Source organism: Adlercreutzia equolifaciens (assembly GCF_029076695.1).
In the GTDB taxonomy this organism is placed as follows: domain Bacteria; phylum Actinomycetota; class Coriobacteriia; order Coriobacteriales; family Eggerthellaceae; genus Adlercreutzia; species Adlercreutzia equolifaciens_A.
In genome coordinates, this window is sequence record NZ_JARFIK010000002.1 from 1163711 (window position 1) to 1187970 (window position 24260).

Annotated in this window: 18 protein-coding genes; all 18 read right to left on the reverse strand. The window is 63.3% G+C overall.

What is annotated here, in order from left to right; translation table 11 throughout:
• Positions 1-2: 2 nt before the first annotated feature.
• The gene (locus PZH32_RS10375; protein ID WP_275208052.1) at positions 3-2078 is read right to left on the reverse strand and encodes a ribonuclease R family protein; all 2076 of its coding nucleotides are present in this window, start codon (positions 2076-2078) and stop codon (positions 3-5) included.
• 4 nt (positions 2079-2082) lie between these two features.
• Positions 2083-3390 carry a S41 family peptidase gene (locus PZH32_RS10380; RefSeq protein WP_275208054.1) on the reverse strand — a complete coding sequence of 436 codons (1308 nt, stop codon included), beginning with the start codon at positions 3388-3390 and terminating at the stop codon, positions 2083-2085.
• 90 nt (positions 3391-3480) lie between these two features.
• Positions 3481-4395 (reverse strand): permease-like cell division protein FtsX, encoded by a 915-nt coding sequence (gene ftsX / locus PZH32_RS10385; RefSeq protein WP_275208055.1) that lies wholly within the window; start codon positions 4393-4395, stop codon positions 3481-3483.
• Positions 4388-5152 (reverse strand): cell division ATP-binding protein FtsE, encoded by a 765-nt coding sequence (gene ftsE / locus PZH32_RS10390; RefSeq protein WP_275208231.1) that lies wholly within the window; start codon positions 5150-5152, stop codon positions 4388-4390. Before ftsE ends, ftsX begins: the two co-directional genes overlap by 8 nt.
• Positions 5153-5308: 156 nt before the next feature.
• A complete protein-coding gene (locus PZH32_RS10395) occupies positions 5309-6286 on the reverse strand; it encodes a transketolase family protein (protein WP_275208057.1) in 978 nt (325 codons plus the stop codon).
• Positions 6287-6299: 13 nt separating this feature from the next.
• Positions 6300-7133 (reverse strand): transketolase, encoded by an 834-nt coding sequence (locus PZH32_RS10400; RefSeq protein WP_275208059.1) that lies wholly within the window; start codon positions 7131-7133, stop codon positions 6300-6302.
• Between the two features lie 231 nt (positions 7134-7364).
• Positions 7365-8462, reverse strand: a complete 1098-nt coding sequence (gene prfB, locus PZH32_RS10405) for a peptide chain release factor 2 (protein WP_275208061.1) — start codon at positions 8460-8462, stop codon at positions 7365-7367.
• A 187-nt stretch (positions 8463-8649) separates the two neighbouring features.
• Positions 8650-11445, reverse strand: a complete 2796-nt coding sequence (gene secA, locus PZH32_RS10410; RefSeq protein ID WP_275208062.1) for a preprotein translocase subunit SecA — start codon at positions 11443-11445, stop codon at positions 8650-8652.
• Positions 11446-11795: 350 nt separating this feature from the next.
• The gene (locus PZH32_RS10415; protein ID WP_275208063.1) at positions 11796-12200 is read right to left on the reverse strand and encodes a PaaI family thioesterase; all 405 of its coding nucleotides are present in this window, start codon (positions 12198-12200) and stop codon (positions 11796-11798) included.
• 238 nt (positions 12201-12438) lie between these two features.
• Complete coding sequence (gene cydB, locus PZH32_RS10420) at positions 12439-13470, reverse strand: cytochrome d ubiquinol oxidase subunit II (protein ID WP_275208065.1); 1032 nt, start codon at positions 13468-13470, stop codon at positions 12439-12441.
• Between the two features lie 2 nt (positions 13471-13472).
• Positions 13473-14957: a cytochrome ubiquinol oxidase subunit I gene (locus tag PZH32_RS10425; RefSeq protein WP_275208066.1), complete on the reverse strand. Its 1485-nt coding sequence runs from the start codon at positions 14955-14957 to the stop codon at positions 13473-13475.
• 139 nt (positions 14958-15096) lie between these two features.
• Positions 15097-17814 (reverse strand): AfsR/SARP family transcriptional regulator, encoded by a 2718-nt coding sequence (locus PZH32_RS10430; protein WP_275208068.1) that lies wholly within the window; start codon positions 17812-17814, stop codon positions 15097-15099.
• Between the two features lie 423 nt (positions 17815-18237).
• Entirely contained in the window at positions 18238-18723 is a 486-nt protein-coding gene (gene rsfS / locus PZH32_RS10435; protein WP_275208069.1) for a ribosome silencing factor, read from the reverse strand.
• A 118-nt stretch (positions 18724-18841) separates the two neighbouring features.
• On the reverse strand, positions 18842-19483 hold the full coding sequence (gene yqeK, locus PZH32_RS10440; protein ID WP_275208071.1) for a bis(5'-nucleosyl)-tetraphosphatase (symmetrical) YqeK: 642 nt from the start codon (positions 19481-19483) through the stop codon (positions 18842-18844).
• Positions 19473-20153: a nicotinate-nucleotide adenylyltransferase gene (nadD, locus tag PZH32_RS10445; protein ID WP_275208073.1), complete on the reverse strand. Its 681-nt coding sequence runs from the start codon at positions 20151-20153 to the stop codon at positions 19473-19475. Before nadD ends, yqeK begins: the two co-directional genes overlap by 11 nt.
• A gap of 9 nt (positions 20154-20162) precedes the next feature.
• Positions 20163-21440 carry a glutamate-5-semialdehyde dehydrogenase gene (locus PZH32_RS10450; protein ID WP_275208075.1) on the reverse strand — a complete coding sequence of 426 codons (1278 nt, stop codon included), beginning with the start codon at positions 21438-21440 and terminating at the stop codon, positions 20163-20165.
• Positions 21441-21493: 53 nt separating this feature from the next.
• Complete coding sequence (gene proB / locus PZH32_RS10455; protein ID WP_275208076.1) at positions 21494-22633, reverse strand: glutamate 5-kinase; 1140 nt, start codon at positions 22631-22633, stop codon at positions 21494-21496.
• Positions 22633-24030 (reverse strand): GTPase ObgE, encoded by a 1398-nt coding sequence (obgE, locus tag PZH32_RS10460; protein ID WP_275208078.1) that lies wholly within the window; start codon positions 24028-24030, stop codon positions 22633-22635. The genes proB and obgE overlap by 1 nt, the downstream gene beginning before the upstream one ends.
• Between the last annotated feature and the right edge of the window lie 230 nt (positions 24031-24260).

Here is a 24260-nt window from a genome sequence, read left to right on the forward strand (position 1 = left end):
CCCTAGGCCCTTCCGCCTCCGGCCAGGCCGAACTCCAGGGTGAGCGTTGCGGGATCGGCCACCTTGAGCACGACGGCCACGCGCTGGCCCAGGCGATAGCACTTTCCGCTATCGGAACCGGTCAAGGTGTGGCGATCGGGATCGAAGGCGAAGTACTCGTCGCCCAAGGCCCGCACGGGAAGAAGCCCCTCGGCCGTGCAGTCGAGCCGCACGTATAGCCCGTAGGTGGCCACCCCGGATACCACCGCCGAGAACGCCTGCCCCAGGAACTGCTGCAGGTACTCGATCATCTTAAGCTCCTGGGATTGGCGCGCCGCCTCGTCGGCTACGCGCTCCATATCCGAGGAATGCTCGGCAATCCAGGGCAGCGCGGCCACTTCCTGGTCGAACTTCTCGGGACGTCGCGTCAGCGCCGCCCGCAGCATGCGATGCACCACCAAATCCGGGTACCGGCGAATGGGGCTGGTGAAATGGCAGTAGGCGGTGCTGGCCAGACCGTAATGGCCCTCGTTGACCGGCCGGTAGAGCGCGCGCTTCATGGAGCGCAAAAGCAGCGAGGTGACCAGCTCGCCCTCGGGCCGATCAGCCGCTGCTGCCAGAATGTCCTGAATAACATGGGGGTCGCCGGCCACAAGGCGCGGCACCATGGACGACTCGAACCACGGAAACTCCTGGAAGATGGGCACCAACCCCGCCAGGGCGTCTGAGGCGGGAGCCTCATGGACGCGGAAGATTCCCGGGAACTTCTTCTGCTCCAAAAACGCGGCCACGGTTTCGTTGGCCAGAATCATAGCCTCCTCCACCAAGGCCGTGGCCTCGGTCTTGTGGCGCAGGGCAATGTCGACAGGACGGCCATCCTCATCGAGCACCACCTTGGCCTCGGTGGTGGAGAAATCGATGCCGCCGGCCTCATGACGGGCCGCATCGCGCAGCTTCGCCAAGCGCGAGCAGGCCACCAGGCGCCAAGACAAATCGACCCCCGCCGCCGAAGCAGCCTTGTAGTCCACCAAGATGTCGGCCACCTCGGGGTAGGTCAAGCGCTGGTTCGAGCGAATAAGGGACGGGTAGATGTCCGAGCGCAGGACCTGGCCCTGATCGTTCAGATACAAATCCACCGTCATGGCGCGCCGATCCTCATCGGGACGCAGCGAGCACAGATTGTCTGAGAGCGCCGGGGGCAGCATGGGAATGACGCGGTCCACCAAATAGACGCTGGTGGCCCGGCGACGGGCGTCCAAGTCTACCGAAGAGCCCCAGGGCACGTAGTGAGACACGTCGGCAATATGCACACCGCAGCGCCACACGCCGCGAGCCGAGCGCTTCTTACGATCCAGGGGCTGCAGCGTGGACAGGTCGACCGTGGCAATGTTCCAGGCACCCTCGCGACCCACATAGTCCATGGACAGCGCGTCGTCGAAATCCTTGGCGTCGGCGGGATCGATGGTGAACACGAAGCGATCGCGCAGATCGCGATAGCCCGCGGCCAAGGCTCCCGCCTCATCCAAGGTGGCCGCCGCCGCATCAGCCAAGGCCCCCTCCGAAAAGACCGTCTCCAACTTGTGGCGCCCGACGATGAGATCCACGCCGGCGGTGGCCTCGTCGGCCTTCTCGGCTATAACCTCCTCGATAACGCCTGTGGCGGCACTGTGACGCGAGGGGAACTGGGAGATGCGCACGCGCACGAGCGCGCCATCGGGCACGTCGGGATAATCGGCGCGCATGGTGAACACGTCGTAGGGAATGCGCGCGTCGGCGGGTACCACCACGCCGAAGGGCTCGGCCACCTCGTAGCGCCCCACCACGGTGTCATGGGCCCGATCGATGACGCGCACAATGCGCGCCGCCGGCTGCCCCGCGACACCGCCTTCGTGCGAAGCTGCGCGGCCTTTGGATCCCAAGGGGGCCAGCTCTACGAGGTCCCCGTCGAAGGCGCCCCCCATGGCGCTGGCTGGAATGAAGTACTCCCCCTCGGCCGTCTGCACGAAGCCGTAGCCTTCGGTGCGCGCCACCAGCACGCCGCGCGGCTGCGCTTTGGGACGGCGGCGCGTATGGGAGTGCCGCGTGCGCGATCGAGCCATGGAACTACTCCTCTCGGGCCAGGGCGCGGGCCGTATCGAGGGCCACAATGCGCTGATCGTCGGTTTTGCCGTCGCTGTCGCCGTTGGCCACCACCGTTTGGGGCACGACGCCCACGTCATCGATTTGGTAGCCCAGGGGCGTTAGGTACAGCGCCGCCGTATAGCGCACGGCACCGCCGAAATCCAGTTCGCGCACCACCTGCACCGAGCCCTTGCCCAAGGTGGTCTCGCCGACAATTTCCGCGCGCTGGTTGTCCTGCAGCGCGGCGGCAAGCACCTCGGCCGCGGCGGCGGTGTACTTGTTCACCAGCACCACCAGCGGCGCCGAGGTGATGGTGGCGCCCGAGGCCTTCTTCGAGGAAGCGGGGCCATCGACGGTCTGAATCTCCACGATGACGCCGCTCTCGATGAACAGGCTGGCAATGTCCACGGCCTGGGTCAGATAGCCGCCCGGGTTATCGCGCAGGTCGAGCACGAAGGACGTAGCGCCCTCGGCGGTGAGCGTCTCCACCGCCTGCTTCACCAAGTCGGCGGAGTTCTGGGTAATCTGGCGCAGCTTGATAACGCCCACCTTCCCCTTGGCCAGCTCGGTGCTGAGGTTGGCCTCCTCGTACACCTTGCACACCAAGGTAGTGGTGAAGGTCTCGCCCGTTTGGGCGTCAAGGCTCGTGGGGCGCATCCAGGTGATGGTCACCTCGGAGCCCTCGTCCTTGGCCAGGGCGTTCACCACCTCGGTCATCGACCAGGTGGCCACGTCCGTACCGTCGATGGAGTCCAAATAGTCGCCCTGCTGCACCCCTTTGGCCTCCGCCTCGGAGCCCTCGAACACATCGGCCACATAGGCGCGGCCGTTGTAGTCGGCGAACACCACGCCGATGCCGGCGTAGCTGCGATCCGTCGATTCCTTGATGTAGCTGTTGTACACATCGGGGTTGTAATAGGTGGCGTAAGGATCGCCCGTGGACTTCATCAAGTCGTCCAGCATGGTGTAGGTGGCGTCGGTCAGGTTGATCTCGTCCAAGCTGTAGGTGTTCAAGATGCGCTCGACATCGCCCACGCGGGCCGTAATGGACTCCTCGTTGCTTTGGGTGGCAGCCTGGTTGAGCGCCTCCTGCTCGGCATCGGTGACCGGAATGCCCCACGAGGCAATGAGCTGGGTCTGGCTGCGCAGCACGAAACCGCCCACGAAGGCCACAGCCAGCAGGATGAACACAATGAACAGTCGGAACAGCAGGCGATTGTTCGCCCGCTCCATGCGGCGCGCACCGCGTGCCTGGGGATTGAGCGAGGTGTGCCGAGCCTTATTGCCCATGGGTCAATACTCCTTCTCAAAACGAAAAACGCGACCCTGCGGCGAAGAGCCGAAGGGTCGCGCCTGCAACCTAAATTGTACCTGCCGTCGCTAGACTTTCAAGTAGCGGCGCATGGCGAAGGCCGAACCGATAAGACCGATGACCAAGCCGGCCACCACCAGCGAGATGTAAATCATGGCGTAGGTGGTGCCGCTGACATCGAGCGACAGGAAGGACAGGGCATTCTGCAGCTTGGGCATGGCGTACATGCGCAGCAACTGCAGCACGCCCACGGCCAGAAGCGAGCCAATGAGCGCATGGAGCGCGCCTTCCATAAGGAAGGGCCCGCGAATGAAGCCGTTGGAGGCGCCCACCAGACGCATGATGGCAATTTCCTTGCGGCGCGCCATGATGGCCAGGCGAATGGTGTTGTTGATGAACACCAGGGCAATGAACACCAACAGCACGATAAGGGCCGCGCCCAGGTAGCGCACGTACTTCGTCACCGAGAAGAGCTTGTCCACCGTCTTCTGGCCGTACTTGAGCGAGTCGGCCGGATCGTCGGGGTTGTCGCAAATAGAGCGGAAGGTCTCGTTGGCCTCGATAGTATCGGCAATCTGGTCCACCATCTGCGGGTCGGCAAGGTCGATATCGATAGACGCGGGCAGCGGGTTCGTGCCGTCCAGCTGCTCGATGATCTCGGGGTTGGTGGTCATGGACTCCTTGAACTTCTCAAGGGCCTGATCCTTGGTGGTAAAGCCCACCGTGGCCACGCCGTCCATGCCCTTGATGGTGTTCATCAGCTCGTCGATGGACTCCTGCGGAGCGTCATCGGCCAAGTAGGCGGTAATGGACACCTCGGACTCGATGGAGGTGACCAGACGCTCGACGATGGTGCCGCCCACCAAGAACACGCCGATGATGAGCAGCGACAGGAAGATGGTGATGATGGAGCCGAGCGTCGTGGAGAGGTTGCGGGCAAAGCCCTGCAGCGACTCCTTGAAGAAATAGAACAGACTAGACATCGAAACCGTACACCCCCCTGTCTTGGTCGCGCGTCAGATGGCCGCGGTCCAGCGCAATAACGCGACGGCGCATGTTGTCGACCATTTCGCGGTCGTGGGTGGCCACCAGCACCGTGGTGCCCGTGCGGTTAATGCGCTCGAGCAGGTCCATGATGCCGCGGGATGTTTGCGGGTCCAGGTTACCTGTCGGCTCGTCGCAGATGAGCAGCGGCGGACGGTTAACGATGGCGCGGGCAATGGACACGCGCTGCTGCTGGCCGCCGGACAGCTGATCGGGGTAGCTGTTGAGCTTGTCGGACAGGCCCACCAGACGCAGCACCTCGGGCACCTGGGTCTTGATGACGTGACGGCTCTTGCCGATTACCTCCAGGGCGAAGGCCACGTTCTCGAACACCGTCTTGTTCGGCAGGAGCTTGAAGTCCTGGAACACGCAGCCGATGTTGCGGCGCAGGTACGGCACGCGCCAGTTGCGCATGGTGGTCAGATCTTCGTCGGCCACGTAGATCTTGCCCGTAGTGGGCTTGATCTCGCGGGTGAGCAGGCGAATGAAGGTGGACTTGCCGGATCCGGAGTGGCCCACCAGAAAGACGAACTCGCCGGCGAAGATTTGCAGCGTCACGTCGGACAGGGCCGGCTTGTTCGGCTGCGCGGGATAGGTTTTGGTCACGTGATCGAAGGTGATGACCGGAGCGCCCATGGGGGCGGCCATCTCATCGACTTCGAGGACGGGAAGCGACTGGGACAACTGGGAAGTCATCTGCGCTTTTCGCGAATGGCTGGCAGTACCGCGCGCCGTAGGCTGGGCGCTGGGGCGGCCAGCGTGACGACCAGTGCGCCCGGGGGCGTCCTGGTAAGGTTCATTCGTCACAGCTTGCTCCGTTCATGCTAAATGTGTACTGAGACGCTCGTAATTCTAGCACAGGCCCTTACGCGCCCGAACCTTCTTCACAGCCTCAACAATGGCGTTAGCGTCTAGTGAGAAGTAGGTAAGCAGCTCGTCAAGATCGCCGGACTTGCCGAAGCGATCGCGCACGCCCACCTGCTCGAGCGGCACGGGGTACTGCGCGGCCGTCAGTTCCGCCACCGCGGAGCCCAAGCCGCCGATCACCGAGTGCTCCTCCGCCACCACGGCGCAGCCCGTCTTCTTCAGCGACGCCAGAATGGTGTCCGCATCCAAGGGCTTTACCGAGAATGCGTCGATGACCTCGGCTTCGATGCCCTCGGCCGCCAGGGTGTCGGCCGCCAGGAGCGCCTCGCGGATCTCGATGCCGTTGGCCACGATGGTGACATCGGCGCCCTCGCGCAACAGGTAAGCACCGCCGATCTCCAGCTCGACGTCATCGTCGTAGACGCAGGGAACGGCCGCGCGGCCCATGCGCACGTAGACCGGACCGGGCGTGGCCGCCGCCAGCTTGAGGGCCGCGCGAGCCGCCGCGTAATCGGCCGGCACCAGCACGCGCATACCGGGCAGCCCGCGCATGAGGGACACGTCCTCCAGCATCTGGTGCGAGCCGCCGTCGGGACCTACCGACACGCCAGCGTGGGTGGGGGCGATTTTCACGTTGAGGTTGGAGTAGCACACGGTGTTGCGAATTTGATCATAGGCGCGTCCCGTGCCGAACACGGCGAAGGAGCCCGTGAAGGCCACGTTGCCCGCCAGGGACAGGCCCGCGGCCACATCGATCATGTTCTGCTCGGCAATACCGCAGTTGAACAGGCGGTTTCCATAGCCGGCATCGGCCAGCTTCTTGGTAGTGGTAGAGCCCGTCAGGTCGGCGTCCACCGCCACCACGGGAACGCCCGCCTCGGCCAGCTCGGCCAGGGTGGCGCCGTAGGCGGCGCGGGTAGCTTTCTTCGTCTGGGCCTTCTCGGCGTCAGCCAGTTTCACCATAATCGCACGCCTCCTATGCACAAGCGGCGGACAGCTCCGCCAACGCGGTTTCCAGTTCCTCGGCACTCGGGGCCTTGCCGTGCCAGCCAGCCACGTTCTCCATGAAGGAGACGCCCTTGCCCTTGACGGTGTGGGCCACTACGCACAGCGGCGCGCCCTCGTCCACCGCATTGTCCTTGGCTGCCGAGAGCACCGTTACCAGGGCGTCGATGTCATGGCCGTCCACTTCGACGACATCCCAGCCGAAGGCGGCGAACTTCGCGCCCAGGTCTTCGGGGTTGCACACATCCACAATGGAGCCGTCGATTTGCAGGCCGTTGTTGTCGATGATGGCCACCAGGCGGCCCAGCTGCTGATGGGCGGCGAACATGGCCGCCTCCCATACCTGGCCCTCTTCGCACTCGCCGTCACCGAGCACGGTGAACACCACGCCGTCCTCACCCGACAGGCGAAGGCCGGCGGCCAAGCCGGCGGCCACGGAAAGCCCCTGGCCCAGCGAGCCTGTGGATACCTCCACGCCCGGCACCAGGTTGGAATCGGGATGACCCTGCAGGCGGGTGCCCAGCTTGCGCAGGGTGTTCAGCTCTTCCGTGGGGAAATAGCCCGCATGGGCCAGCGTAGCGTACAGCGCCGGCGCCGCATGGCCTTTGGCCAGAATAAAGCGGTCGCGACCGGGCTTCTGCGGGTCGGCCGCATCGTAGTCCATCACGCCGCCGAAATAGAGCGCCGTGAGGATATCGGTGCACGAGAGCGAGCCGCCCGGGTGGCCGCTTCCCGCCTCGGTGATCATAGCCAGGATATCCTTGCGAAGGTCATTGGCCTTGGTGGCCAGCTGAGCTGAGTCCATGGGCTTCCTTTCCTACCGACGATTGGTAGGAACATTGTACCTTATGAGACCCTTGTTCCAGCAAGCCCGACGCCCCTCTGCACACATTTCCCGCCGAAGGCGAGCCACGGAGGCAACGAGGAGGTCCGAGCTGCTTGTGCTTCGCCGGGGACAACGGCAAAGAAGCAGACGACAGAGAAGGGCAACGGCCTTCAGTCCTCTTTCTTTATTCGCCTGTCTTGATAAAACATGCTACTGCGCCGCACGCCAGGTGTGGTAGCCGATAACGAAAGGCTCCAACGCCCCGCCAAGCACCGCGTCCACGTTGCCCGTCTCCACGCCGCTGCGCAAGTCCTTCACTAGCTGGTACGGGAACAGCACATAGTTGCGAATCTGGCTGCCGAAGGAGTTGTCCATGCGCTCGCCGCGCAGCTCGTCCAACTCTTCCTGACGCTTGCGCTCTTCCAGCTCGTAGAGCTTGGCGCGCAGCACGCGGAAGGCCGCTTCCTTGTTCTGCAGCTGGCTCTTCTCGTTCTGGCAGGTAACCACGATGCCCGTGGGTTCGTGGGTCAGGCGCACCGCGGAATCGGTGGTGTTCACGCACTGGCCGCCCGGGCCGCTGGAGCGGTAGACGTCCACGCGCACGTCGGCCGGGTTCAGATCCACCTCGATATCGTCGGAGATGACCGGCAGCACCTCCACGGACGCGAAGGTGGTCTGACGACGCTTCTTCGCATCGGTGGGGCTGATGCGCACCAGGCGGTGGATGCCGATCTCGCTGCGCAGCATGCCGTAGGCGTAGCGCCCCTCAATTTGGATGGTGGCCTTATCCAGGCCGATGCCCTCGCCGGGGACCAAATCAAGCACCGTAACCTTCCAGCCCTTGTCCTCGGCGTAGTGCAGGTACATCTGGTAGAGCATCTCGGTCCAGTCCTGAGCCTCCAGACCGCCCTGACCGGGGTTTACCGTAAGAATGGCATCGCCCGCATCGAACTCTCCGGAGAACCAGGACTCGATTTCCAGCTGATCGAGCAGGGCCGTCAGCTCGGCCGAGGCGCCGGCGGCCTCCTCGGCGAAGGCCTCGTCATCGTCGGCCAGCTCGAGGGCCGTGCGCGCATCGTCCAACAGGCTGCAGGCGCGCTCATAGTCCTCGATGGTGGTGCGCACGTTCGCCGCCTGCTTGCTAACGGCCTGGGCCGCTGCAGCGTCGTTCCAAAAATCCGGCGCCGCAATCTGCCCGTTGAGCTTCTCCAACTCGGCGCGCTTATCTTCGATATGCAGGAACGAGAAGGCATCGTCCACCCGGACTTCCGCCTTCTCCAATTCCTTCTGTAAGTCTTTAAGTTCCATAATTTCCAAATTGATTCGCAGGTTCGCCCAAGGAAGTCAGCGAGGGTTCGACAGGTGCCTGGAATTGCCCCGCCTTGGGGCCAAGCGTACTAAGGTACGCGCCGCGCCCCAAACAAGGGGCAAGGCCAGGTGCTTGTCGGAGCCGCAGCGTCGACGTAGTCCGTCGGTCCCGTTAGGGCCGACGGAACTACAAATTCTGACCGTGGCACTTCTTGAACTTCTTGCCGCTGCCGCAGGGACAGGGATCGTTGCGGCCCACGTTGGCGTAGGGGTCTTCCTTGTCCTTCACGAAGGTCTGGGGCTTGGCCGCCGCCGGCTTCGGGGCAGCAGCCGGCATGTTGCCCGCCGCGTGCTTGCCGCGGATGGCCGACGCCTCAAGCGCCTCCTCCGGCGAGGAGTAGCTCATCTTGCGATTGAGCGGATCGTCCTGCTCCTGCAGAGCCGGCGCCCCCGGCGCCTCGGGCTTCTTGGCAATTTCCAGGCGCAGCAAGGTGCGCAGGTAGTCGTCGTACATGGAGTTTGTCAGGCTCTGGAAGGCGTTGTAGGCTTCGTTCTTGTACTCCACCAGCGGGTCGCGCTGACCGAAGGCGCGCAGGCCGATGCCCGTCTTCAGATAGTCCATTTCCTGAAGATGAGCCATCCAGCGCGTATCGATGATGCGCAGCATAACCTGGGCCGACAGGTTCTCCATGAGGTCGTGGCCCAGCTGCTCGGTCTTCTGCTCGTAGATCCACTCCAAAAACTCGTACAGGGCGCGGGCCACGGCCTCGGGATCGTCGCCATGGTCGACGGCCTCCACCGAGAAATCGTTGCAGCCGGTCATATTGGCGGCCCACAGGTCGATGGCCTTGATGTCCCAGTCGTCGGAGGCGGTGCGCTCGGGGCAGCACTCCCCTACGATGGCGTCCACGGCATCGCGAATGATGCCGGGAATGCGGTCGGTCATGGACTTGCCGTCCAGGATGGCGTTGCGCTCCTCGTAGATGGCCTTACGCTGAAGGTTCATGACGTCGTCGTACTCCAGCACGTTCTTACGGGCGGCGAAATGCATGGTCTCCACCTGGCGCTGGGCGTTCTCGATGGACTTGGACACCATGCCGGCCTGGATGGGCATATCGTCGGCCTGGTTGGTCTTCTCCATCATGGCGGCGATGGAGTCCATCTTCGAGCCGCCGAACAGGCGCATCAGGTCGTCTTCCAAGGACAGGTAGAACTGCGTGACACCCGGATCGCCTTGACGGCCGGAACGACCGCGCAGCTGGTTGTCGATACGACGGCTCTCGTGGCGCTCGGTGCCGATGACGCACAGGCCGCCGGCGTCGCGCACCTGGCGCTGCTCGAGGGTGCAGGTTTCCTTGGCCTGGGATAAGGCCGCGGCGCGCTGGGCCTCCGTGGGAGCGCCCTCGACGGGGTTGCCGTCTTCGTCCACGCTGGGCAGGTCGGGGTCGAGCCCGCGCTGGCGCAGCAGGTCTTCCGCCAGCATCTCGGGTTCGCCGCCCAAGCGGATGTCGGTACCACGGCCGGCCATGTTGGTGGCGATGGTAACAGCGCCCAGGCGACCGGCCTGGGCCACGATATGGGCCTCTCGCTCGTGATGCTTGGCGTTCAGGGTCTCATGCTTGATACCGCGCTTGTCGAGCAAACGCGAGAGCTTCTCGGAGTTCTCGATGGACACGGTGCCAATCAGACAGGGCTGGCCGGCCGCATGGCGCTCGGCAATGTCGTCGGCCACGGCGTTGAACTTGCCGTCCACGGTGCGATACACCAGGTCGTTCTCGTCTTTACGAGCCACCGGACGATTGGGCGGGATGGCCATCACGGGCAGGTTGTAAATCTGACGGAATTCGGCATCCTCGGTCATGGCGGTACCGGTCATGCCCGACAGCTTGCCGTAGAGGCGGAAGTAGTTCTGCAGGGTGATAGTGGCCAAGGTCTGGTTCTCCTCGCGCACGAGCACCTTTTCCTTGGCTTCCAGGGCCTGGTGAAGGCCTTCGGAATAGCGACGACCCTCCATGATGCGGCCTGTGAACTCGTCGACGATCTTCACTTCACCGTCCATGACCACGTAGTCCACATCGCGGTGGAACAGGAACTGGGCCTTCAGGGCCTGCTGCAAGTGGTTGGCCAGCTGACCGGACGGATCGGCGTAGATGTTCTCGATGCCAAGCATGACCTCGATCTTCTCAAGGCCGCTCTCCGTAGCGTTGATAGTCTTCTTCGCCTCGTCCATGTCGAAGTCGACGCCCTTCTGCAGCCCGGGCATGACGCGCGCGAACTTCTTGTAGGTGTCGGCCGCCTGGGTGCCGGCGCCGGAGATGATAAGCGGCGTACGGGCTTCGTCGATCAGGATGGAGTCAACCTCGTCGACGATGGCGAAGTGGTGACCGCGCTGCACGCGGGAGCTGCCGCGCGTGACCATATTGTCGCGCAGGTAGTCGAAACCGAACTCGGAGTTCGTGCCGTAGGTGACGTCGGCCTGGTAGGCGGGAATCTTGGCCGCCGGCTGCATGCCGTTCTGGATAAGGCCCGTGGTCATGCCCAGGAAGCGGTAGATCTGACCCATCCACTCGCAGTCGCGGCGGGCCAGGTAATCGTTGACCGTGACAATGTGCACGTTATGGCCCGGGATGGCGTTCAAGTAACCAGCCAAGGTGGACACGAGGGTCTTACCTTCACCGGTTTTCATTTCGGCAATTTGGCCGTCGTTCAAAGCCATACCGCCAATGAGCTGCACATCGAAGTGGCGCAGGCCGATGGTGCGCACCGACGCCTCGCGCACGGCGGCAAAGGCCTCGGGCAGCAGATCATCCAGGCTCTCGCCCGCTTGATAGCGGTCGCGGAACTCCTGGGTCTTGGCTTTCAGCTCTTCGTCGGACAGAGCCTGAAACTGAGGCTCCAGGGCGTTGATCTCTTCCACCTTGGCCTGGTAGCGCTTCAGCTGCTTCCCTTCGCCCATGGTGAGCAATTTAGAGAGAAATCCCATGTGTGACGTCTTCTTTCTCTGCGATGGTGTCCTGAGGGGAGCGCGATACGGCAACAGCTTATCCGCCCCCGTGCATAAATCCGCTTCACTCTATCACACTGAACAGGCGCAAAGGGGAATTTCACAGGGTTTGCAGGAGGGCCGAGGGCAGCTAATCTCCCTTAGCCGGCAAGCTTCCGAGGATGCTAGCGCGGCGCTGCCGGAAACGGACGGGCTTCCGCAAAAATCACGGGGCGAGCGGGCGCGGGGGCATCCGCCTTTCAAGGCGACCCGAGGAAGGCGGCCGACACTTGCTGCCCTTTCCTCAGGGGAAGCCTGCAGCCCTCTTTCTCGGACGAAACCTCGCGCCCCTAGTCCTCGGGCGGAAGAACGAACAAGGTGAACGTGGCCTCGGTAAGCAGCACACCCTCGGCCGTTTCCAGTCGGCAGTGGACGACGATGGTGCTTCGACCCACATGGGAGGCGTCGCCAAAAGCACGCACGACCCCCAGCGGCGCCTGCTTGATGAAATTGACCGCACTGGTCAGGGCAACGTTGTTGAGCCCCAAGGTGGTAGCCGTCATACCTGCGGCCACCTCGAGCAACGTAGCCAGAAAGCCCCCGTGGATACCACCGTGGTAATTGGCCGCCGTAGCGGGCACGTCGATGGTAAAGCCGATATGGCCTCGCTCGGCCTCGGTAATGCGCAGCGAGGCCATTTCGGCCTGAGCCGTCACGTTCTTCATGGCCGCCTGGGCCAACTGTTCATCCAGCACAGCAAACTCCCTTCAACAGACATCGCGGTACGCAACCGTTGCGACTTTATGAGTATTGAGCATACTCCACCTCGGCCTCCGATGAAACGACGCTGAGCACACAAAAAAGCCAGGCTGCCCGAAAGCAGCCTGGCTTGATGCTCGACCCGCGGCGTGGAGATCCACGGGGCGGGCTTGAAGGCGCCCTGAGCGTCAGAGCTCCCACTTTGCACCGCTAAATAGCGAAGCTCGGATCCTGTTAGTGCTGCAGGTCCTCCGGCTTTACGCGGCCGCGGAAGGTGCGGTAGATGATGACGTGGTACGCCAGCACCAGCGGAAGACCGATGCACGTGATGATGGTCATGCACGTCAACGACAGCTCGGAAGAAGCAGCGTTGAAGATGGTGATGGCCGGGCCCACGGAATCGGCCGTGGCGTTCACCAGCGTGGGGAACATCGAGCAGGCCAAAAGCGCCACCAAAGCAATCATGGCCACCGACTGGGCCAGGAAGGCCTTGAGGTCGTTGCCCTGCATCTTACCCACCATCATGGACGCACCAAGACCCACAATGACCAGCGCGGCGAACAGCCAGCGCAGCACGCCCAGGGCCGGGTCCATCTCGGTGCCCACGAGTCCCAGGGCAAACACGGACACGATAACGAACAGCACCAGGGCAATAACCTGGAGCGGCAGACGCAGACGCGCCGCGCGCTCCTGCAACGGAGAGGGCAAGGGCGCCTTCAGCGCGGCCCAGCAGGCACCGGCGGCCAGAAACATGACCAGCCCCAGCAAACCGGTAAGCAGAGTGAAGGGCGTGATGAGCCCCAGCAGCGGAACACCAGCGTAATCGCCGATGGCATCCATGGGAATGCCGGCGAAAATGTTGCCCACGGCCACGCCCAGCAGCAGGGCCGGCAGCAGCGAACCGACAAAGAAGCACACGTCCCAAAGCTTGCGCCAGCTGGGATCGGCGGCGCCGAACTCAAAGGAAACCGCGCGCACAATCAGGCCGAACAGCACCAGCATCACTGCAAGGTAGAAACCGGAAAACGTGGTGGCGTAGGCATTGGGGAACGCCGCAAACAGCGCACCGCCCGCCGTGAGGAGCCACACCTCGTTGCCGTCCCACACCGGCCCGATGGCGCGGCGCAAAATAGCACGCTCTTCCCCGTTCTTGGCAATGAAGGGCGACAGCACGCCAATGCCCAGGTCAAAGCCGTCCAACACGAAGTAGCCGGCAATCAGGATGAAGATGAGGAAGAACCACAGAACGCTCAAAAACTCGAACATGGTTACTCACCACCCTTCGCAGCGGCATCTTCAGCCACGACCACCACGTCCTCGACCACCACGTCTTCGGCAACGGCGTCGCTGCCCAGCTGGCAATCAAGCGTGCTGGAGCCATCCACCACCGGTCCCTCTTTGATAAAGCGACCGATAACGCGGGCCCAGCCGATAAGCAGGATCAGATACACCACGACGAACAGCGCCATGGTCAGCCACAACTCGGGGGCCGACACCGACATGGAAATGCCGTCGACGGTGAGCAGCGACACACCGTCGGGACCGCTGACGGACGGATAGACCACCCAGGGCTGACGCCCCACCTCGGCGGTGATCCAGCCGGTCTGGATAGCGATGAACGGCCACAGGGGCGAGAGCACGGCCAACCACTGCAGCCAGCGCATCTGGCGAATGCGACCGCCCTTGAAGGTGAAGATGAGCACCAAAATGGACGTGATCATGATGAGGCCGTACATGGCCACCATGATATGGTAGCTCTGGAACACCAAGCCCACAGGCATGTCCTCCACCACCATGTCGCTGTACTCCTCCGTCTGAGCCAGGTCGTTCAGACCGGGATACTCGGTGTCGAAGGTGCCGGTGGCCAGGAAGCTGGTGCCGCCAGGAATGGCGAACGGGGCAATAACCTGCTGGTTCTCCTCATCCACAATGCCGATGGCGTACAGCGGAGGTGCCTCAGTCTCGTACTGGCCCTCCATCATGGCCAACTTCGTGGGCTGCTCTTCCCAAACCACCACGGCGGAAGCGTGGGCGAAAACGATCATGGCGCAGGAGGTGACAATGCCCACCACGGCGGCAATGCGCATGGTCTTCATGGCGAAGTCGCTGTGACGATGCTTGAGCATGTACCAGCCGGCCACGGCCATGGCCACGAAAGCGCCCATGATCAGCAGCGCGTCCACCGTATGGGTGTAGCGCGCGAAGATGGACGGATTGAACGCCGCCGCCCAGAAGTCGGTAATAACGGCCTCGTTGCCCGCCGCGTTCAGCTCGCCGCCGGCCGGGGTCTGCATCCACGAGTTAGCGATGAGAATCCACAGCGCCGAGAGGCAGGAGCCGAACCACACGAGCCACGCCGACACCATGTAGAACTTCGGCGAGACACGTTTGCGGCCGAACAGCAGCACGCCCAAGAACACCGACTCCAGGAAGAAGGCGAACAGAGCCTCGGCCGCCAAGGGAGCACCAAAGATGTCACCCACGAACCGCGAATAATTCGCCCAGTTGGTTCCGAAGGAGAACTCCATGGTGATACCTGTGGCCACACCGATGGCAAAGGTTGCTGTGAACACCTTCACCCAGAACTTCGTGGCCGCCGCATCCTCTTCCTTGCGCGAGCGGTAATAGCGGGTCTCGTTGATGGCCAAAATCAGGCCGAGTCCGATAGACAGGGGCACGAACAAGAAATGATAGGCCACGGTCAGCGCGAACTGGATACGCGACAACAGGGCCACATCAGCGAAAGCCTCCATTGCACACCCCCTTTCTTCTCAGTGCGCCGCCCCCTCCACGAGACGAACGCAGACGATTGGATGATCAATTCATCAGCGAATTGATCATCAACCATCATAAACGAGGGAGACCTCAGGGAGCGTGTCAACTTACTAACGATTAGAAGGTTATTTTCTCAGGTGAGACCTCGTCGTCGAGCAGCCTCTGGTAGAGCATCATCAGCTGCATGGAAGGATCGAGGCCCAAGTTCTCCGCCAGATAGGTGCGACAGGAGAAGAAGGTGTCCAAAGCGGCCGTGCGCTGCCCCGAGGCCATCTGCGCCTCCATGAGCACCGCATAGGCGTCCTCCCGCGTCGCGTCGCGCTGCAGGGCCTCCCGGGCAAACCAGAGCGCCCCTTGCGGCTCGCCCGCCAACCGCAAATGGCGCGAGGCGGCAATCAGACTGTCGATCATCTCGATGGAAAAGCGATTTCTCAAGGCGCAGATGGTGTCGTTGTCTCGCTCGAGCGGCAGCAGCTCTCCCGAAAACGGGCCGGTCACCTTCTCGTAGAGCGTCTCCCAGCTGCCGAAGGCCGCCGTATCGCCGAACAGGAGATGGCGCGTCAGATCCTCGAACTCCGTGACGTCGGTGGTGAACAGGGCCGGATTCAAGCGGCATCCATCGCGGTCGCGCGCTAAATAGGGGCAGGATCCGTCGAAGGAAAGAGCTGCCTCGAGATCGCGCCAGAGGCGGTAGAAATTCTTGGCCCCCGAGGCAGTCTGAGTTTCGGGCCACAACGCGCCCGCAAGCCCATCGCGTGTCAGATCGCGCCCGCGATTCAGGGCGAGCAACGCCAGAAGCAGCCTCATTTTGCGTCGCGTGAACTGCTGCGCCGGCAGTTCCTGATCGCCTCGATACACCTCGAAGGAGCCGAAGAGCCGAATATGGAGCAGAGGGACGCCGAGAGTTTTCGAGGCGTTATCGCGCCAGCTCTCCTTCATGCTCTGTCGCCCGCGATCACGGAGCGGGCCCACAGACCCCAGCGCTGAACGAGGCTGACGCCGACGACGGAACGCACGGTACTCTTCCCTATCGCGGGCCACCTCGATCTGCGCCTGACGCAAGGCGGCCACGGCCGCAGGGCTGAGCACCGGGCTTCTTCGGGCTTCTAGGAATCCCTCGAGTCGGTCAAGGGCCTCGGCAGCCCGCAGCGATCCAAAGCCCAAGGGCCAGCCGCGTCCCAACCGGTTTTCCAAGGCGTCGTAGCAAAACGTCAGCAGCTCATCGAGCAGGGCGCTTTCCTCAAGGGAAAGCGAAGCCCCCTCGCTCTCCTCGGCTGAAGCGAGCACCTCCAACACCCAGGCAGCTGCCAGAAGCCACGGCTCGAGCTGCGTGTCATCTTCAAAAGCGAGCGCCGTGGCCCGAGAACGAACAGCACTCCACGTTTCCAGAACCCTCGAGAAGCCCTCTTGGGCCAAAGCCACGCGGGCGACAACCTCAAGGTCCCATCGCTGATCCCGGCACTGGCCTTCCTCCAGCGAGCCCTCCATCAGCGCTTCCGGGCAATCCTCCCGCGCTCCAGCATTCCCCGAAGCAAGCTGCGCCTCCCTGCCTGTCGCCTCTTCCTTCCAGCGATGAAACTCGGCATCCATGCGCCGCACCATCGTGGCGTTGCCCTGGGCTCGGCTGACCACTAAGGCCGTCAGGCGGCTTTCCTCATCGAGCCCCTCGGAAGCAAGGGACCGCTTCGCGAATTCGAGAGATCGCCGGGCGTCTTTTACCTGAGCATAGCCCCAGGACAGCATGGCATTGACCGTAGGACGTCGTTCAATGCGATCTCGCGCCACCGATTCGTACAGCTCGCAGAACTCCACGGCTGCCCGGTCCCACAGAAGGCGCCAGCCCCACGCCAACAACCAAGAAGGAACCCTGCTCCGCGAGGCAAACGATTCCACCAGACGCACTGCACGCTTGGCCTGTCCCCGCTCCACAAGGCAGGCAGCCAAACGCTCGATCAGCTCATCGGCACTTTGGCTTTGCGTCGCCTCAACAAAGCCGCTCACCATGCCGCCGAAGGCCGCAGCGAGATCGGCCGGCGACAGGTCGACAGCGGCAAAAGATCCGTCGTCTTCACGCATGCCCAAATAGGGGTAGGCGCTCGCCAGCACCTCCCAGGCCTCCTGGGCCCGCCCCTCTCCCACGAAGGCGGCAATGTCATGCCACGTGCCCTGCTGAAGAACGAGCACCGCCCAAACGACGAAGGCCAGATCGAGGGGAAGCCCCTCCTGCTTGCACCCCTCCAAAAGCGCCTGCTGCCCTTCCTCGCCCCACTGCAGGCAGGCAATACGCTCCTCCAGGGCGAAAGGAGCTCGGCGCCCCGTCGGCTCTCCCCGCCCGTTGCGTGCGGCCTCCTCCTCGTTCAGCAACAGGTCGCAGCCGGTCAGCATCACGCGATCACGCTGAAGCGCGCCGAGGCTATCGCAAAAGGGCGTCATGGTGACCACCACCTCGCAGCCGCGACTGATCAACGAGTCGATGGCAGCCGAGAAGCTTTCGGCCCGTTCGTCCAGAAGAAGCGGTACGTCTTCGAACACTACGAGCGAGCACAGTTCGTCCACCGCCCATACATCGTCCACCAGGGTTCCCGCGTCCAAATCACGGAGAAAGCAGGGCGATTGGCCGTTGACCCAGAACACATGGGAGAAACCGAACACCACCTCGGCGTACTCATAGGCAATGGTCGTCTTGCCGAATCCGCCCGGGGCCACAAGGAACCGCGCCACGGCCCGGTTCTGCAGCAGGCGCGCCACCACCTCCGAGCGACTCTGATGCTGTCGTGGTGCCACTTGCGCCGGGCGATGGCCCCGGCACGCAGCCTGCTGAACAAACGTTGACATGATCGACTCCTTCCCCTTTTCCTCCCCGAACAGCGGGGATTCACCATAGGAAGAGGCCTGCCGCGGCGCAAGCAGCAAGAACCGCCGCGCCCTCGCCCTAACGCACAAGCTGCCGACGAGCAATGCCGCCCCTTCCTAGGTACAGGAAACAAGCAAGTCGCGCGAAAGCTGCAAGCAATGACACAGTGAGCTACCGGCAAGCCTCCCGTTCACTCGTGCCCAATGCCCCCTAAAATCGGCGCGCCCGAAGGGCGCAAACGTCGCAGAAGAGGCAGTGAAACCGCCCTCGACAAGCAAGTTTTTTGCTTGTCAGCAACGGAAAAAAGATGTCCTGACACGTCTTTTTCACCAAGACAACAAAAAAGGGCGCGACCTCGTCGCGCCCTGAAGTTGACTTACCTCGGCATGGCCGCAGGCAAGCCCTTAGGCATCCGCCCCGGCCTCTTTGGCAGCCGCATCATCGGCCAGGAACTGGGCCTCGTGGGACAGCAGTTTGGCAATGCGCTCTGAATACTGCAGATCCGTCAGGCCGGCCTCGGCCTCTAGATCCACCACGGGGGCGTCGTTCCACAGCGCCTCCAGGCGATAATACTCGCGCGTCTCGGGCTGGAACACATGGACCACGATATTGCCGTAGTCCAGCAGCGACCAGGAACCATCGGGGGACATCTCGCGATGGGTGGGCTTAATGCCCGCGTCCTCGCGCAACTTGTCTTCGATCTCGTCAATGATGGCATCCACCTGACGGCTGTTGGCCGCCGTGGCGATGATGAAGTAATCGGTCACACCGATCAGCTCGCGCACCTCCTGCACCACCACGTCCGTGGCCTTTTTCTCGTCGGCCGCCTTGGCGGCGATAAGGGCGCAGCGTCGCGAAAAAGCCGCCTGCTCGGCAACGGCATCGCTCATAGTCATCCTCCCTTTCAGGGTGTTATCGTCGTTTTGCTTCACCTTAGCACAACCTGGTGCCTCTCCCTTTCATCTCCTTAATCCGTCGAGGAACGGAAAGGAGCCGAATCGCGACAGCCTAGGGGCGCCCGTAGGGCATGTAGTCAGCGCCCTGGGCAGCGGTGAAAGGCTCTTGGGGCGGCATATACGCATTCCAAATATCGACCGTCTTGGAGTACATGGGGTGTCGGCGCTCCATGATAAGCTCGACCCAGTAGGCATACACCTCGATGAACAGCTCTTGCAGCGTCACGTTGCCGATAGCCTCGCGCAGTTTGGCCGCCCGCTTGCCCTTGCGCCCCGGCTCCAAGGCATCGGCAATATAGACCACCATGTCCAGATCGCTCATGTCGGGCGCACCCAGCGTATGGCGATCGATGGCCTGAAGCACTGCCGGCGACAGGCACGAAAAATCTCGCTCCAGTGCCACGGCAGCCGTCATGCCATGCAGCACGCGCGGCATGGCCTGCAGCTCCGCGTCGATCTCCATACCCAGCTCCGCGGCGCGGGCCAGAATGCCTGGATCGTCGTAGCCCTTGTCCCAATCGTGCAGCAGTCCGGCAATGCGCGCCTCGTCCTCATCGACGCCGTAGGTGCGCGCCAGCTCTTCCGCTGTCTTAGACACCCCCAGGCTGTGGGCGAAGCGCCGCGGGCCAACACGCTGCTCCAGTTCGTCGCGACGGGCATCGAAAAACGCCTCGCTATGGGATTCATTGGTCATGGGCGACTCCATCCTTTCTGTACCACAACCCGTCCATCAGGCACGCAGCCACGGGGTCGGGAGTCAAGTAGCGCACCGAGAGCCCCTCGGCCAGGCGCGCACGAAGGTTGCTGGAAGAGATATCGAGCGGCGTGACCCGAAAGGGGTCCAGGCGAAAACCCTGCTCTTCCAGAGCCCTGCCATCGGTCTCGGAAAATGGGTACCCTGGTCGCGTGGCCACGGCAAAACGCGCCAACGTGGCCAAGCGCTGGCTTTCATACCAGCGGGGCAAGGTCAGAGCCGCGTCAGCTCCCAGAATGAAATACAACTCCACGGAGGCCGGGCAGATCGTGCGCAGGGTGCTCAAAGTGTCGACGGCATAGGTGATGCCCGGACGGTCAACCTCCAGGGTGCTCACCGCAAATCGATCGTTTCCCGCCACGGCCAAACGGCACCAGCGCACGCGATCGGCCGCCGGCGCCACCTTGCGGTCCCGCTTGAACGAGGGAATACCTGCGGGCATGAACAGCACGCCGTCAAGCTGCATGGCCTCGAGGGCCTGCTGAGCGCAGGCCAAGTGCCCGAAGTGGATGGGATCGAAGGTGCCCCCCATGATACCGAGCCGCGCCGGCGCACCGGCGCTTCCGACCTCTGCAAACGGCCCTAAGACGGCCTCCCGTTCCTCGCTCACCATGATCCTTTAGGAGCGCACCTGGCCATGGCCGCGCAGAACGTACTTGTAGGACGTCAGCGCCTCCAGGGCAAAGGGTCCGCGCGCGTGGATCTTCTGGGTGGAGATGCCAATTTCCGCCCCCAGGCCGAACTGGCCGCCATCGGTGAAGGCCGTAGAGGCGTTGGCGTAGACCGCCGCCGCATCCACCCGGGCGAGAAACGCCTCGATGGCCGCCTCGTCGGTGGCCACGATGGCCTCGGAGTGCTTCGTCCCGTAACGGTTCACATGGGCAATGGCCTCATCCACCCCGTCCACACAATGCACTGCCAAATGGGGCCCTAAGTACTCGGTGGCCCAGTCCTCTTCAGTAGCCGGCACCACGGCGCCCTCGGGCAGCCCGGCCTCCGCGGCAAGGCGCAGCACCTCTTCGTCGCCGTGAACTGTAATGTCCGCCTCGTGCAAATCGACCAGCACGGACGGAAGCACCGCGGGCGCTACGACCCGGTCCACCAGCATGGTCTCGGCGGCATTGCACACGCCCAGGCGGCGACATTTCGCGTTCATAATGATGTCGTGGGCCATGGCGGGATCGGCCGAGGCGTGCACGTACACGTGGCAGTTGCCCGTTCCCGTCTCGATAACCGGCACCTTCGCATGCTCGACGCAATGGCGAATGAGCCCCGCGCCGCCGCGGGGGATGAGCACGTCAACCAAACCATGGAGCGTCATGAGCACATCGGTGGCCGCGCGATCGGTGGTGGTAAGGGCGCAAATGGACCCCTCTGGCATGCCGGCGTCCACCGCTGCGGCGGCCAGAATGTCCGCAATGGTCTCGTTGGAGCGCGCCGCCAAGCTGCCGCCGCGCAGGATGCAGGCGTTGCCCGACTTAATGCAGATACCGGCGGCGTCGGCCGTTACATTGGGGCGCGCCTCGTAGACCATGGCCACCACACCCAAAGGCACGCTTACCCGGGTGAGTTCAATGCCGTTGTACAGCGTCGACTCCATGGACACCACGCCCAGAGGATCGGGAAGCTCGCGCAGCTCCTCCAACGCCGCGGCCATGGCCTCGACGCGCTCGGCATTCAGCATGAGTCGGTCGAGAAGGGCCTCGCTGGTGCCCGCCTCTCGAGCAGCAGCCATATCGGCCTCGTTGGCCATGACAATCTCGGGGCTGTGGTCACGCAGCGACGCAGCCATGGCCGTCAGCGCGTTATTGCGCTCCTCGCCGGTGGTCACCGCCAGCTGAACGCTGGCCTGCTTGGCCTCTTCAGCTAAGGCTACTACTTCCTCGCGCAGTTCCAACAGATGCTCCCTTCAAACATGAAACGCCCCGTTGCAGGAGGGGCATCCACTACCTACTCAAAGACTACCAGTTCGTCGCGATGGATGATGGGCTTATCGGCCAAGATGGACAAAAGGCGATTGGCTGCCACTTCCTCGCGCGTCTTTCCTACCGCCAGAGCGATAAGGTCGCTGGTGGCCGCCGCTTTGCCACGAGCGAACACGTGACCCGTCTCATCGGCCACGTCGATCACGTCGTCGTAGTCGAAATCGCCCTTGACGGCTCGCACGCCTACCGAGAGCAGCGACTTGCCACGCTCCACCAGGGCCGCACGGGCGCCCTCATCCACCACTACGGTGCCGTGCACCGCGTCGCCCAAGGCAATCCACAGCTTCTTCGGGGTAATTTCATGGGGTCGCTCAGGCGCCGTGAACAGCGTGCCGACGGACTTCCCCGCCGCCACGTCCACGATGGCCTCAGGGGTGCGTCCCTGGCAGATGACCATGGGAATGCCCGCGGCCATGAGCACGCGGGCCGCCTTGATCTTGGTGATCATGCCGCCCGAGCCCACACCGGACACCGCCCCGCCGGCCGCGGCCAGGATGTCGCGGCTGACGCGATCCACCTGGGGGATCAACGTGGCCGCAGGATCAATCTGGGGGTTGGCCGTGTACAGGCCGTCGATATCCGACAGGATGACCATGAGGTCGGCGTCGATAAGGCAGGCCACCAGGGCGGCCAGGGTATCGTTGTCGCCGAAGCGAATCTGCTCCACCGATACCGTGTCGTTCTCGTTGACAATGGGCACCACACCCAGCTCCAACAAGCGATTAAGCGTGTCGCGAGCGTGGAGGTAGGCGCTGCGATCGGCCGTATCGCGCCGCGTGAGCAACACCACTGAGGTGAGCATATCGTAGGGAGCGAAGGCCTGGGCGTAGGCCGTGGACAGGGCGCTCTGCCCCACCGAAGCCGCCGCCTGCAGGCTGGGCATGTCCTCGGGGCGCTTGGCAATCCCCAGGGCCTCCAGGCCGCAGGCAATGGCCGCCGAGGTAACCACGATGGGCTCCCAGCCAGCCTGGCGCACCTGAGCCAGCTGAGCGGCCAGGTCGTCCAGGAAACCGTAGTCGATGGAACTTTCCGAGGTGGTGAGCGTGGCCGAGCCGATCTTCACCACCAGGCGCTTGGCGCGCGCCGTCTTCTCTTGCGCGGTCATTACAGATCAAGCTCCTGATACACATCGACCGCTTGGGCCGTGGGCGATTCAAAGGCAAAGGAATACCCGAGGATGCGCACCTCATCGCCGTCGAGAGCGCCGGCCTTCTCCAAGGCCGTATCGACGCCCAGGCGCTTGAAGCGGTGCTGGAAGAAGGCCACGGCCTCTTCGTTCTCCCAATCCGTCTGCACCACCATGCGCTCCACTTGCACGCCCTTGACGCGGAAAATACCGTCGCCCTCGGGCACGATGTCGAAGCGACGCTCGCGGGCCTCACGCTTGTGCTCCCAGACATGATCGTACTGCACGTCCTCCTCGGCCGCCACACGGGCCGCCTCGCGCAGGTCGTGCACCTTCGTGGCAATGGCCGCCTTCAACGAGTCGACGCCCTCGCCCGTCAGCGCGCTGATGCGATAGAGCTTCGGGTCGATGGGGCTGTCGATGAACTCGTTGCCACCAGCCGCGGCAATGGAATCCTCGCGCACGCGAGCTGCCAGGGCCTCGCAGGCCTCTTCCGTTCCCGGCACGTCGATCTTGTTCGCTACCACGATGCGGGGCCGCTCGGCCAAGTCGTGAGCGTACATTTCCAGCTCGTTTTTGATGATCTCGTAATCCTCCAAGGGATCGCGACCCTCGTAGTCGCCCGTCAAGTCGACAATCTGCACAATAAGCGCCGTGCGCTCGATATGACGGAGGAACTCATGGCCCAGACCGCGCCCCTCATGAGCGCCCTCAATGAGACCGGGAATGTCGGCCACCACAAAGGAGAGATCGCCCGACGTAGCTACGCCCAGGTTGGGCACCAGCGTGGTGAAGGGATAGTCGGCAATTTTCGGACGGGCCGCGCTCATCTTCGCGATGAGCGAGCTTTTGCCCGCACTGGGCATACCCACCAGGGCCGCATCGGCCATGAGCTTCATTTCCAACTCGATCCAGCGCTCCTCGGCCGGCTCGCCCAGCTCGGCGAAGGCCGGGGCGCGACGGGTGGAGGTGACGAAGTGGATGTTGCCGCGACCGCCCATACCGCCGCGGGCTACTACCACGGACTCGCCGTCATGGGTGAGGTCGGCGATCATCTCGCCCACCTCCTTCTCGTCCTCGAAGTACTCGTGGACCACGGTGCCCACGGGCACCTTGAGCACCAAGTCCTCGCCCGTAGCGCCGTGCATACGGCTGCCCTTGCCATGGGTGCCGCGCTCGGCCTTGAAGTGATGCTTGAAGCGGTATTCGATCAGCGAGGACACGCTGGCGTCGGCCTGCACCACCACGTTGCCGCCGTGGCCGCCGTCGCCGCCATCGGGACCGCCCTTCGGCACATGGGCCTCACGACGAAACGACATGCAGCCAGCGCCGCCGTTGCCGCCCTTCACATTGATTCTGACTTTATCGATAAACATACGAACCTCTCGTTTCGTTTCACTGGTTGCGATTATAGAGGAAAACCTCCTGCGAGGGCTCCGGGCTCCGCGATCGACGGCCTCTGAGCGCCCCGCGGAGAACGCGGCCGTTAAGCCGATACTCCTCGGGGGCCTGTCCGGTGTCGCTGTCCGTCGCCCGCTGAGCGCTTTTTCCTGCTGCGAACGCGGCAAAAGAAATAGCGAAGATGATGCCCACAAGTCGGTACCAT